Genomic DNA, 11733 nt, shown 5'->3' with positions numbered 1-11733 from the left:
CCATGCCATGAGTGACACAGACAACGAGCGCCGACGCTTTCACCGCATCGCGTTCGATGCCGCCACCGAGATCGCCCAGGACGAGCGTCGCTGGAACGTCGAGCTGCAGGACATCTCCCTGAAGGGCCTGCTGGTGGAGCGCCCGAGCAACTGGAACGGCGACCCCGACCAGCCGTTCCTGGCCACCGTCCGCCTCAGCGGCGACACCCAGGTGCGCATGGAGGTGGTGCTGACCCGCGTGCAGAAAGACCAGCTGGGCTTCGTCTGCCAGCACATCGACCTGGATTCCATCGCCCACCTGCGCCGCCTGGTGGAACTCAACCTCGGCGACGAGGACCTGCTGGAACGTGACCTCGCCGCCCTGGTAGAGAAGTAGGGGTCACTCGAACAGGGCATCCAGCGCCTGTTCCAGGCGCGTCACCGCAATCACCCGCAGCCCCGGGGGCGCCTCCTTCGGGGCGTTGCCCTTGGGCACGATGGCGCGCTTGAAGCCGTGCTTGCCCGCCTCCTTCAGGCGCTCCTGGCCGCTCGGTACCGGGCGCACCTCGCCCGACAGGCCCACCTCGCCGAACACCAACAGGTCATGCTCCAGCGGGCGGTTGCGCAGGCTCGACATGATCGCCGCGATCAGCGCCAGGTCGGACGCCGTCTCCAGCACCTTGACCCCGCCCACCACGTTGAGAAACACATCCTGGTCGTGGGTGGGAATGCCGCCGTGGCGGTGCAATACCGCCAGCAGCATGGCCAGGCGGTTCTGGTCCAGGCCCAGGGTGACCCGGCGCGGGTTGGCCAGGTGGCTGGTGTCCACCAGGGCCTGCACCTCCACCAGCATCGGCCGCGAACCTTCCCAGGTAGCCATGACCACGCTGCCGGGCACCGCTTCCTGGGCACGGGTGAGGAAGATCGCCGACGGGTTGGAAACCTCCTTCAGGCCCTTGTCGGTCATGCCGAACACGCCCAGTTCGTTGACCGCGCCGAAGCGGTTCTTCACCGCCCGCAGCAGGCGCAGGCGGCCATCGGACTCGCCCTCGAAATACAGCACGGTGTCGACCATGTGCTCCAGCACGCGCGGGCCCGCCAGGGCGCCTTCCTTGGTCACGTGGCCGACGAGGAAGATCGCCGTGCCGCTCTGCTTGGCATAGCGCACCAGCAGCGCCGCGCTCTCGCGCACCTGGGCCACGCCGCCAGGGGCGGACTGCAATTGCTCGGTGAAGATGGTCTGGATGGAGTCGATCACCATCACCTTGGGCTTCTCCACCCGGGCGGTGGCGATGATGCTTTCGATGCAGGTCTCGGTCATCACCTTGAGCTTGTCTTCCGGCAGCCCGAGGCGGCGGGCGCGCATGGCGACCTGCTGCTGGGATTCCTCACCGGTGACATAGAGCGCGGGGAAGCGCGAGGCGATGTTGCACAGGGTCTGCAACAGAATGGTGGACTTGCCGATGCCGGGGTCGCCGCCGATCAGCACCACCGAGCCGTCCACCAGGCCACCACCGAGTACGCGGTCGAGCTCGGCGGAGGCGGTGGAAAAGCGCGGCATTTCCTCGACGCTGACTTCGGCCAGGGTCTTGATCTGCGCCTGGCCACCGGCCCAGCCGGCGCGCCCGCTGGGGGGCGCGGCGCCGTCGATGACGGTTTCAACCAGGGTGTTCCAGGCCCCGCAATCGCCGCACTGGCCGGCCCATTTGGGGAAGGTCGAGCCGCACTCGGTGCAGCCGTACATGCGCTTGGCCTTGGCCATCAGCGGACTCCGTCAGACGAAAGCCCGCATGATAGCGGATCAACCCTTGCAGGCGCGCCCGCAGCCGCAGCAGCCTTCCTTGCGCTCCGGCGCCTTGAGCGCCTGCAGATTCTGCAGCAGGCCATCGCGGCGCATGCGCAGGGCCTGGAGGCTGGAACCGTCCAGCGGCTCGCTGCCCTGCTCGATGCGGCCGATGCGCTTTTCCAGCAGCTCGTACTGTTCACGCAGACGCGCCGTGCGCTCTTCGGCGCGGCGCGCCTCGTACAGGGCCTTGCGGTCACGCTCGGGGGCGGCATTGGGAAGGGTGTCGTAGACGGTCATGGCGACGGCTCCGGAAGGGGAAATGGGCGCCAGACTACCCAGCGCGCCTCCCCGCCGTTTTGACGCCGATCAACGCCTCAATGGCTCTTCAGCAGCTGGGCAATCTCGTCCTTCAGGGCCACCCGCTGCATTTTCAGGCTGTGCAGGGCGAGGTCATCGAGGGCGTGCTTGCCGTCCTCCACTTCATAGATGCGGGCGTCGAGGCGCTGGTACTCCTGCGCCAGACGGGAAAAATGCACGTTGTGCTGGAGCATTTCGCGCATCGTGTCGCGATGTTCGGGGAACTCGCGGTCCAGGGGGTGATGTTCGAGCGGCATGGTCGGGCTCCTCACTGGCGAAAACTCCCTTGAGGCTAGACCAAGCAGCCGCGATGTCGCCGGCCGATGCACCACCGGGAGGTTTTCAGTGAACAGTCGTGGCTGTGCGCCGGCCCCTGGAAGCACTAGGATGGTCCGCCTGACCGAGGAGAACCCCCGATGCTGGAGCTGCGCCCTAGCTGTGAAGCCTGTTCCCGCCCCCTGCCGCCATCGAGCACCGATGCACGCATCTGCTCCTTCGAGTGCACCTTCTGCGCCGCCTGTGCCGAGCGCCTGGAGAACGTCTGCCCCAACTGCGGCGGCGGTTTCTACCCGCGCCCGGTGCGGCCGAAGGTATTGCTGAACCGCTACCCCGCCACCGGCGTGAGGGTGGAAAAACCGGTGGACAGCCGCGTCCACGCCGATTTCTGCAGCCTGTACCGGCACGTGGAACCGCAACATCGCTGAGATGGCAGGGTCAGAACACTCGGTTACACTTTCAGCCCATAACCAGACCCAGGGGAGCGGTACATGAGCCTATTGAACGAATTCAAAGCCTTCGCGGTGAAAGGCAACGTGGTCGACATGGCGGTGGGCATCATCGTCGGTGCGGCCTTCGGCAAGATCGTCTCGTCCTTCGTCGGCGACGTGGTCATGCCCCCCATCGGCCTGCTGATCGGCGGCGTCGACTTCACTGACCTGGCCATCACCCTCAAGGCCGCCCAGGGCGATATCCCAGCGGTGGTGCTGAGCTACGGCAAGTTCATCCAGACGGTGCTCGACTTCGTCATCGTCGCCTTCGCCATCTTCATGGGCGTGAAGGCCATCAACAAACTCAAGCGCGAAGAAGCCGTAGCCCCCTCCGCCCCGCCGGTCCCTACCCCGGAGGAAGTGCTGCTGACCGAAATCCGCGACCTGCTCAAATCGCAGCAGCAGGACAAGCAGCAACCCTGAGCGGATTGCAGCCATGAAGAACGGCGCCCGTGGGCGCCGTTCTTGTTTCATGCCTCCGTAGGGCGGGTGAAACCCGCGAGCTCCTGGCACTCCGCATCGTCGGGTTGCACCCGACCTACACACTCCCCGGCCCTGCCCCCCCGCCAATGAAAACGGCGCCTCGCGGCGCCGTTTTCGTTTCAGGCTCAGCCCGTCTCCTCGACCGGCCTCAGCAGCAGGCGGTTGACCCGGCGCTCACGCACCTCGGTCACCTGCAGCTCCCAACCTTCTACCTCGAGGCGGTCGCCCACCATGGGCAGGCGGTCCAGCAGGCTCATGGCCAGGCCCGCCAGGGTCTGGTAGTCGTCCGTGGGACGGGCGCGGAAGCCCAGGCGCTCACGCAACACGGCGAGGTTCACCGCACCGCTGACCTTGTAGCCCCCCGCGCTCGGCTCGATGTCCGGGCCTTCGCTCTCGCTGGCGTCAGGCAACTGACCGGCGATGGACTCGAGGATGTCGGTCATGGTCACCAAGCCCTCGAAGCCGCCGAACTCGTTGACCACGAAGGCGATGTGGGTGGAGGCCTCGCGCATCTGCTCCAGGGCCCCCAGCACCGACACGCTCTCGGGCAGGTTGACCGGCGCGCGCAGCAGGGATTCCAGGTCCGGCTCCTCGCCACGCAGCAGCTCCTTGAACAGCTCCTTCTTGTGCAGGTAGCCCAGGGGCTCGTCCACCGCGCCATCGCGGATCACCACCAGGCGCGAGTGGGGCGCCTGCAGCAGGGCCTGGTGGATCTGCTCGCGAGTCTCGCCCAGGTCGATGCGGTTGACCCGTGCGCGGTCGGTCATCACGGTGCGGATCGAACGCTCGGCCAGGTGCAGCACGCCGCTGATCATCACCCGCTCGCGGCGGTCGAACACCGCGGTGTCGCCCTCGCCGTCCTTGAGCATGTCGGCGATGTCATCGCCCACTTCGCCGGCATCCACGCCACGGCCGCCGAGCAGGCGCAGCACCGCATGGGCGGTGCGCTCACGCAGGCCACGGCTGCCCTGCAGCTTGCGCTTGCGTCGCCAGCGCACCGTCTGGTTGGCCATCTCGATGAGGATCGAGAAACCGATGGCCGCATACAGGTAGCCCTTGGGAATGTGGAAGCCCAGGCCTTCGGCGGTGAGGCTGAAGCCGATCATCATCAGGAAGCCCAGGCACAGCATGATCACCGTGGGGTGGGCGTTGACGAAGGCGGTCAGCGGCTTGCTGGCGACGATCATCAGGCCGATGGAGATGATCACGGCGATCATCATCACTTCCAGGTGCTCGACCATGCCGACGGCGGTGATCACCGCGTCCAGGGAGAACACCGCGTCCAGCACGACGATCTGCGCCACCACTGGCCAGAACATGGCGTAGGTGCGGCTGCCGCTCTGGTGGTGGGTATGGCCCTCGATGCGCTCGTGCAGCTCCATGGTGGCCTTGAACAACAGGAACACACCACCGAACAACATGATCAGGTCACGGCCGGAGAAGGCCTGGCCGAACACCTCGAACAGCGGTTCGGTCAGGGTCACCAGCCAGGAGATGCTGGCCAGCAGGCCCAGGCGCATGATCAACGCCAGCGACAGGCCGATCAGGCGGGCGCGGTCACGCTGCTCGGGGGGCAGCTTGTCGGCGAGGATGGCGATGAACACCAGGTTGTCGATGCCGAGGACGATCTCCAGCACGATCAGCGTCAGCAGGCCCAGCCAGGCGGTGGGGTCGGCTATCCATTCCATGCTCAGGCACTCCCGGGCGAAAGACGGGCAGGCGCGAAGGCTGCATCGGCGCTAACGGGGCGCGGCAGGCGGTTCGGCATGCGGGAAGATCGCGCGGCACGCTGCCACGCTCGGGTCGGGCGCGCGCTGGCGCCGGGGGAGGAAGGGGCCACGCCCTGGGTACTCGGGGGTGGTTTACAACTGTCGCTGTCCATTGGGTTCCGGATCAAAAAAACGGACGTGCATCCTAGGACATGAATGCACGCCGTTTAATCGTGGAATTTTTACTAATCGTGTACGACCTTGCTTAGCGCCGCCGGAACAGTGGCCGCGGCTCGATCACCGAACGCCCATAGAGCACGCTGACCCCGGCCAGCCCCTTGAGCGCGTCGACGACGGATTTGTCCTCACGCACGGCAAAGGCATCGAAGCCGCACTGGCGCATGTGCGAAAGCTGGTCGCGCAGCACATCGCCCACCGCGCGCAGCTCGCCGTGCCAGCCCAGGCGGCTGCGCAGCAGGTAGGCCTGGCTGTAGCCGCGGCCGTCGCGGAAGCTGGGGAAGTCCACGGCGATCAGCGGCAGCGCATCGGTCAGCAGCGGCCCCAGCGCCTCCACCTCGTCGTCCGGTTGCAGCAGCAGGCCGTCCCGGCCATCACGCTCGCGCCACAGGGCCAGCGGCAGGATCAGCCGCCCGTCGGGCAGCGCCTCGCCCGCCTCGCGCACCAGGGTCCAGGGGTCGTCCGCGATCAGTTGCGGTTCATCGTCGAGCAGGCGGATGAGGTTGTTCATGCCGGCACCTGCTCACGCACGTAGACCCGTTCCTTGAAAGGCTCGATGCCGATGCGCCCGACGGTGTCGACGAAGCGCTCCTCCAGCTCGCGGTAATCCACATAGGTGGCGACGATGCGCTCGATCACCTCCGGGACCTCGGCGGCGCTGAACGAGGGGCCGATCACCTTGCCCAGCGCGGCAGCCATGCCCTGGGCGCCGCCGAGGGTGATCTGGTACCACTCGCTGCCGCCCTTATCCACACCGAGGATGCCGATGTTGCCGATGTGGTGGTGGCCGCAGGCGTTCATGCAGCCGGAGATGTTCAGGCTCAGCTCGCCCAGGTCGTGCAGGTAGTCGAGGTCTTCGAAACGCTGCTGGATGGCCTGGGCGATGGGGATCGACTTGGCGTTGGCCAGGGCGCAGTAGTCGCCGCCAGGGCAGGCGATGATGTCGGTCAGCAGACCGATGTTCGGCGTGGCCAGGCCAACGGCCACCGCCCGCGACCAGAGCGCGTGCAGGTCGCGCTTGCGCACATCGGGCAGCACCAGGTTCTGTTCATGGGCGATGCGTATCTCGCCGAAGCCGAACGCGTCTGCCCAGTCGGCCACGGCCTCCATCTGCGCGGCGGTGACGTCACCCGGCGGCGCGTCGACCCCGGGCTTGGTGGAGAGCACCACGGCGGAATAACCGGGCACCTTGTGCGGCTGCAGGTTGCGCGAGCACCAGCGGGCGAAGGCCGGGTCGCTGGCCAGCTGGCTGCCGAAATTCAGGTCGACGTCGTCGAGGGTTTCGTACACCGGCGCATCGAAGGCCGCGGCCACCCGCTGGTACTCATCGGCGGTGAGCTGGGCCGGGCCGTCGCGCAGGTGCTCCCACTCGTCCTCCACTTCGCGGGAGAAAGCCTCGATACCCAGCGCCTTGACCAGGATCTTGATCCGCGCCTTGTACTTGTTGTCGCGCCGGCCGTGGCGGTTGTACACCCGCAGGATGGCCTCGACGTAGGACAGCAGGTGCTGCCAGGGCAGGCCGTCGCGGATCTGCAACCCGAGGATCGGCGTGCGCCCCAGGCCGCCCCCCACCAGCACCCGCAGGCACATCTCGCCCGCCGCGTCGCGGTACAGGTAGAGGCCGATGTCGTGCATCTGGATGGCCGCGCGGTCTTCCCCGGAGGCGGAGATGGCGATCTTGAACTTGCGCGGCAGGAAGAGGAACTCGGGGTTGATGGTGGACCACTGGCGGAGGATTTCCGCCAGCGGGCGCGGGTCCAGCAGCTCGTCGGCGGCCACCCCGGCGAAGGCTTCGGTGGTGATGTTGCGCACGCAGTTGCCGGAGGTCTGGATGGCGTGCATCTCCACCTCCGCCAGGCGTTCGAGGATGTCCGGCACCTCGGCCAGCTCGATCCAGTTGAACTGGATGTTCTGCCGCGTGGTGAAGTGGCCGTAGCCGCGGTCGTGGTCGCGGGCGATGCCGGCCAGGGTGCGCAGCTGGCCCGACGCCAGGGTGCCGTAGGGGATGGCCACGCGCAGCATGTAGGCGTGCTTCTGCATGTACAGGCCGTTCTGCAGGCGTAGCGGGAGGAACTCCTCCTCGCTCAGCTCATCGCTCATGCGCCGCGCCACCTGGTCGCGGAACTGCGCCACGCGCTCACGCACGAGCGCGTGGTCGTAGTCGTCGTATCGATACATGCAAGGCTCCTCGGGTCAGGCATCCGCCCCTGCACCGGGGGCGGAACAACGAGGTGCAACTATGGGCGGACCCGCGCAGCAGAAACAGCCGCAGATGCGCGATCTAAAACCGGATCAGATGAGCATCGCCTGGCGGCCTTGCTCCATCTGTCAGCCATCCGATCGGCCCTGATCTGATACCCAAAAACCTCAATGATCTGAGCCTGTTTTGTTTTGGCTCGCCTTCCTAGAGTGACGACCCTGCCAGCCCCCGTACTGGCACCCCCTTCCTTGCAATCGAAAGGTTTCGCCATGAGCACTGCAACACAGGAGCCCACCTACAACTACCGGGTGGTTCGTCAGTTCGCGATCATGACCGTCGTCTGGGGCGTAGTCGGCATGGGCCTGGGCGTGTTCATCGCCGCCCAACTGGTCTGGCCGCAGCTCAATCTCGACCTGCCCTGGACCAGCTTCGGCCGCCTGCGCCCGCTGCACACCAACCTGGTGATCTTCGCCTTCGGCGGCAGCGCGCTGTTCGCCACCAGCTACTACACCGTGCAGCGCACCTGCCAGGCGCGACTGTTCGGCGACGGCCTGGCGGCCTTCACCTTCTGGGGCTGGCAGGCGCTGATCATCTGCCTGCTGGTCACCCTGCCCCAGGGCTTGACCACCACCAAGGAATACGCCGAAGTGGAATTCACCGGCGCCGTGTGGATGGGTATCGTCTGGGTCGCCTACGCGGTGGTGTTCTTCGGCACGGTGGTGAAGCGCAGCACCCCGCACATCTATGTGGGCAACTGGTTCTTCGGCGCCTTTATCCTGGTCACCACCATGCTCCACGTGGTCAACCACATGGCCATCCCGGTGAGCTGGTTCAAGTCCTACCCGCTGTACAGCGGCGCCACCGATGCCATGGTGCAGTGGTGGTACGGGCACAACGCGGTGGGCTTCTTCCTCACCACCGGCTTCCTCGGGATGATGTATTACTTCATCCCCAAACAGGCCGGGCGCCCGGTCTACTCCTACCGCCTGTCCATCGTTCACTTCTGGGCGCTGATCACCCTGTACATCTGGGCCGGCCCGCACCACCTGCACTACACCGCCCTGCCGGACTGGGCCCAGAGCCTGGGCATGGCGATGTCGATCATCCTCCTGGCGCCCAGCTGGGGCGGCATGATCAACGGCATGATGACCCTCTCCGGTGCCTGGCATAAGTTGCGCGACGACCCGATCCTGCGCTTCCTCATCGTCTCGCTGGCCTTCTACGGCATGTCCACCTTCGAGGGGCCGATGATGGCGATCAAAACGGTCAACGCCCTCTCCCACTACACCGACTGGACCATCGGCCACGTGCACGCCGGCGCCCTCGGCTGGGTGGCGATGATCACCTTCGGCTCGCTCTACCACCTGATCCCGAAGATCTTCGGTCGCGAGCGCATGTACAGCGTCGGCCTGATCAACACGCACTTCTGGCTGGCCACCATCGGCACCGTGCTCTACATCGCCTCGATGTGGGTCAACGGCATCACCCAGGGCCTGATGTGGCGCGCCATCAACGACGACGGCACCCTCACCTACTCCTTCGTCGAATCCCTGGAGGCCAGCCACTCGGGCTTCCTGGTGCGCTTCATCGGCGGGGTGTTCTTCCTCAGCGGCATGCTGCTGATGGCCTATAACACCTGGCGCACCCTGAAGGCGCCCCAGGCCGAACGGCACGCGCTCGGCGCCACGGCCTGAGGAGACGGGCATGGACACGGATACCTTCTACGGCCTGCTGTCCCTGGGCACCCTGGTGTTCTTCTACGTCGCCACCCAGTTCAGCCTGGGTGGCAAGAGCCAGCGGCAGATCGACGAAGCCACCATGCTGCCCTTCGCCGACGACGACCCCGTGGCCCGGCGCATGGAGCGCGCCACCGGGCGCAGCAGCACCGGCTGCAGCTGCCCCGGCCGTTGCGACGGCGGCTGTGCGAATCGAGGGGATGTGGAGATGTGAAGCCCGCGCCTAGCAAAAGCGCCGCCGTAGGATGGGTAGAGCGAAGCGAAACCCATCGATACGAAGTACGGCACGACTTAGGTGCCGGGCTGCCAGCATGGGTTTCGCACGGCTCTACCCATCCTACGAACGCTCGCTGGGCCAACGTCTTCTACCAATAATTCTCCACCGCCACCTGCCCGGGCTTGCGGGTCAGGGCCAGGTTCATGTCGCGGGCCTTCAGCACGGCGCGGGTGTCTTCGATCATCTGCGGGTTGCCGCAGAGCATAACCCGCGAATGCTCGGGGGTCAGCGCCAGGCCGGCGGCGCGCTCCAGTTCACCGTTCTCGATCAGCGTGGTGATGCGCCCGTTCAGCGCACCCGGCACCTGCTCGCGGGTGACCACGGGGATATAGGTCAGCTTGTCGGCAACGCCTTCCAGGTGCTCCAGCTCTTTGAGCCCCGCGATCAGCGGCTGGTAGGCCAGCTCGCTTTCGTGCCGTGCGCTGTACACCAGCAGGATGCGCTCGAAGCGCTGCCACACCTCCAGGTCCTGGAGGATCGACAGGAAGGGCGCGACACCGGTGCCGGTGGCCAGCAGCCAGAGGTCACGGCCGTCGATGAAGCGATCGAGGGTGAGGAAGCCGAAGGCCTGCTTGTCGATCAGCAGGGTGTCGCCCTCGGCGAGGCGGCTCAGCTCGCTGGTGAACTCGCCGCCGGGCACCACGATGGAGAAGAACTCCAGGTGCTCGTCATGGGGTGCAGACACCATGGAATAGGCGCGCCACACGGTGCTGCCATCGGCCTTGGTCACGCCCAGGCGGGCGAACTGGCCGGCGCGGAAGCGGAAGCCGGGGTCACGGGTGGTGCGCAGGGTGAACAGGCTCGGCGTCAGGGTCTGGACGTCGAGCAGGGTCTGGCGGGTGAACTTCTCTTCGCTGGCGCTCATTGCGGGCTCCTTGTCGCTGGAACCCTGCCAGTGTCCCGCAAAGCGCGCGCGGGAAACACCCGCGCGCGTTGTGGCTATAGACCGATCAGTGCTTGCGGTTGACGGTCTGGGCGGCGCGCAGCACGTCGGCGCCGATCTCCGCTTCGTAGGTCTTCCACAGCGGCATCAGGGCCTGGCGCCAGGCATCGCGCTCCTCGGGGGTGAGGGTGACGACCTTGGTCTTGCCGGCGGCAATGACGCGCTCGCGGTCCTTCAGGTTCATCGCCTCGGCATCCTTGTTCACCGCGAAGGTGACTTCCTCGATGATGGCTTCCAGCTCGGTGCGGGTCTCGTAGGGAATGCTGATCCAGAACTTGTGGCTGGTGATCAGCATGTAGTTCAGCGAGCCATGGTTGGTTTCCATGATGAACGGCTGAACGGTGTCGACCTTCTGGCTGGCGATGTTCGACCAGGGGCCTTCGGTGCCCTGGATGGTGCCCGCCTGCAGGGCCTTGAAGGCATCGGCGAAGGGCATTTTCACGGTCTTGGCGCCGAGCAGGCCGAACTGTGCGTCGAGCACGGAGGACGGCTGGATACGGAAGGCCAGGCCCTTGGCGTCTTCAGGCTTGCGCAGCTCGCGGTTGGAGGTCAGCACCTTCATGCCGTTGTTCCAGTAGCCCAGGCCATAGATGCCCTGCTTGGACATGGAGCGCAGCAGCTCACGGCTCTTGTCACGCTTCTGGAAGCGCTTAACGGCTTCGAGGTCGTCGAACAGGAAGGGCAGGTCGAACACCTGCAGCTGCTTGGTATAGGCCTCGAACTTGGACAGCGAGGGCGCCAGCATCTGCACCTCGCCCTTCTGCAGCGCCTGGATCTCGTCGGCGTCGCCGTACAGGCTGGAGTTCGGGAAGACCTCGACCTTCACCTTGCCGGGCAGGCGCTCCTCCACCAGCTTCTTGAACAGCAGCGCGCCCTTGCCCTTGGGCGTGTCCTCGGCCACCACGTGGGAGAACTTGATGAGGATCGGCTCCTCGGCCAGTGCGGAGCTGGAAAGGACCATGAGCGAAGCGAAGAGCGCCCCGAACAGAGACTTGTACATGTATACACCTGTGCAAATGGCAACGGCGAAGCCCGCGCCATGCGCGTCGGCTCCGTCTGGAATAAGGTTTTTTCGGTGGAACGCCCGCTCCCAACCAGCGGGTACGCACCGTTTTTTACGGCGTACCAGGTCGTTCAGGGCAGAGAAATGCCAGATGCCTGGTTATTATTGGAGCTGTTCCGGCGGAGAGAATCGCCATGGGATGGCGGGCCGAAATCAGCGGCGTGGATTGTTAGTCAAAACTGATCAATAAACAAGC

13 protein-coding genes are annotated in these 11733 nt (G+C 65.9%); 5 read left to right on the top strand and 8 right to left on the bottom strand.

The genetic code is table 11. From position 1 onward, the window contains the following. The first annotated feature begins 7 nt into the window (after window positions 1–7). The gene (locus ACXI0U_RS01685; RefSeq protein WP_021218792.1) at window positions 8–376 is read left to right on the top strand and encodes a PilZ domain-containing protein; all 369 of its coding nucleotides are present in this window, start codon (window positions 8–10) and stop codon (window positions 374–376) included. 3 nt (window positions 377–379) lie between these two features. Here the strand turns inward: ACXI0U_RS01685 and radA are convergent, their stop codons facing one another. From radA to ACXI0U_RS01670, 3 genes are all read right to left on the bottom strand, one after another. Then, window positions 380–1741, bottom strand: a complete 1362-nt coding sequence (radA, locus tag ACXI0U_RS01680) for a DNA repair protein RadA (protein ID WP_021218793.1) — start codon at window positions 1739–1741, stop codon at window positions 380–382. Between the two features lie 39 nt (window positions 1742–1780). Next, on the bottom strand, window positions 1781–2062 hold the full coding sequence (locus tag ACXI0U_RS01675; protein ID WP_021218794.1) for an HP1242/YdcH family protein: 282 nt from the start codon (window positions 2060–2062) through the stop codon (window positions 1781–1783). A 77-nt stretch (window positions 2063–2139) separates the two neighbouring features. Then, entirely contained in the window at window positions 2140–2379 is a 240-nt protein-coding gene (locus tag ACXI0U_RS01670; protein WP_043244487.1) for an HP1242/YdcH family protein, read from the bottom strand. 159 nt (window positions 2380–2538) lie between these two features. Between ACXI0U_RS01670 and ACXI0U_RS01665 the strand changes: the two genes are divergently transcribed. After that, a complete protein-coding gene (locus tag ACXI0U_RS01665; RefSeq protein ID WP_479549636.1) occupies window positions 2539–2826 on the top strand; it encodes a DUF1272 domain-containing protein in 288 nt (95 codons plus the stop codon). Window positions 2827–2889: 63 nt separating this feature from the next. Next, complete coding sequence (gene mscL / locus ACXI0U_RS01660; RefSeq protein ID WP_031287489.1) at window positions 2890–3312, top strand: large-conductance mechanosensitive channel protein MscL; 423 nt, start codon at window positions 2890–2892, stop codon at window positions 3310–3312. A 185-nt stretch (window positions 3313–3497) separates the two neighbouring features. Here mscL and ACXI0U_RS01655 read toward each other — a convergent pair whose 3' ends face one another. The 3 genes from ACXI0U_RS01655 to ACXI0U_RS01645 form a co-directional block, all read right to left on the bottom strand. Next, the gene (locus tag ACXI0U_RS01655; RefSeq protein ID WP_271660020.1) at window positions 3498–5060 is read right to left on the bottom strand and encodes a TerC family protein; all 1563 of its coding nucleotides are present in this window, start codon (window positions 5058–5060) and stop codon (window positions 3498–3500) included. A gap of 286 nt (window positions 5061–5346) precedes the next feature. Further along, window positions 5347–5829: a DUF934 domain-containing protein gene (locus ACXI0U_RS01650; RefSeq protein ID WP_043244491.1), complete on the bottom strand. Its 483-nt coding sequence runs from the start codon at window positions 5827–5829 to the stop codon at window positions 5347–5349. Continuing rightward, complete coding sequence (locus tag ACXI0U_RS01645) at window positions 5826–7496, bottom strand: nitrite/sulfite reductase (protein ID WP_374979876.1); 1671 nt, start codon at window positions 7494–7496, stop codon at window positions 5826–5828. Before ACXI0U_RS01645 ends, ACXI0U_RS01650 begins: the two co-directional genes overlap by 4 nt. 291 nt (window positions 7497–7787) lie before the next feature. Between ACXI0U_RS01645 and ccoN the strand changes: the two genes are divergently transcribed. Both ccoN and ACXI0U_RS01635 read left to right on the top strand, forming a co-directional pair. Then, entirely contained in the window at window positions 7788–9212 is a 1425-nt protein-coding gene (gene ccoN / locus ACXI0U_RS01640) for a cytochrome-c oxidase, cbb3-type subunit I (RefSeq protein WP_374979875.1), read from the top strand. Window positions 9213–9222: 10 nt separating this feature from the next. Continuing rightward, the gene (locus ACXI0U_RS01635) at window positions 9223–9468 is read left to right on the top strand and encodes a cbb3-type cytochrome oxidase subunit 3 (RefSeq protein WP_021218802.1); all 246 of its coding nucleotides are present in this window, start codon (window positions 9223–9225) and stop codon (window positions 9466–9468) included. Between the two features lie 151 nt (window positions 9469–9619). Here ACXI0U_RS01635 and ACXI0U_RS01630 read toward each other — a convergent pair whose 3' ends face one another. Together ACXI0U_RS01630 and ACXI0U_RS01625 are read right to left on the bottom strand one after the other, a co-directional pair. Next, window positions 9620–10396: a ferredoxin--NADP reductase gene (locus ACXI0U_RS01630; protein ID WP_021218803.1), complete on the bottom strand. Its 777-nt coding sequence runs from the start codon at window positions 10394–10396 to the stop codon at window positions 9620–9622. Between the two features lie 85 nt (window positions 10397–10481). Beyond that, window positions 10482–11474 carry a TRAP transporter substrate-binding protein gene (locus ACXI0U_RS01625; protein WP_374979874.1) on the bottom strand — a complete coding sequence of 331 codons (993 nt, stop codon included), beginning with the start codon at window positions 11472–11474 and terminating at the stop codon, window positions 10482–10484. Window positions 11475–11733: the final 259 nt, after the last annotated feature.

Source organism: Pseudomonas sp. C9D1 (assembly GCF_056491235.1).
This window is presented reverse-complemented; position numbering and strand designations above follow the sequence as displayed.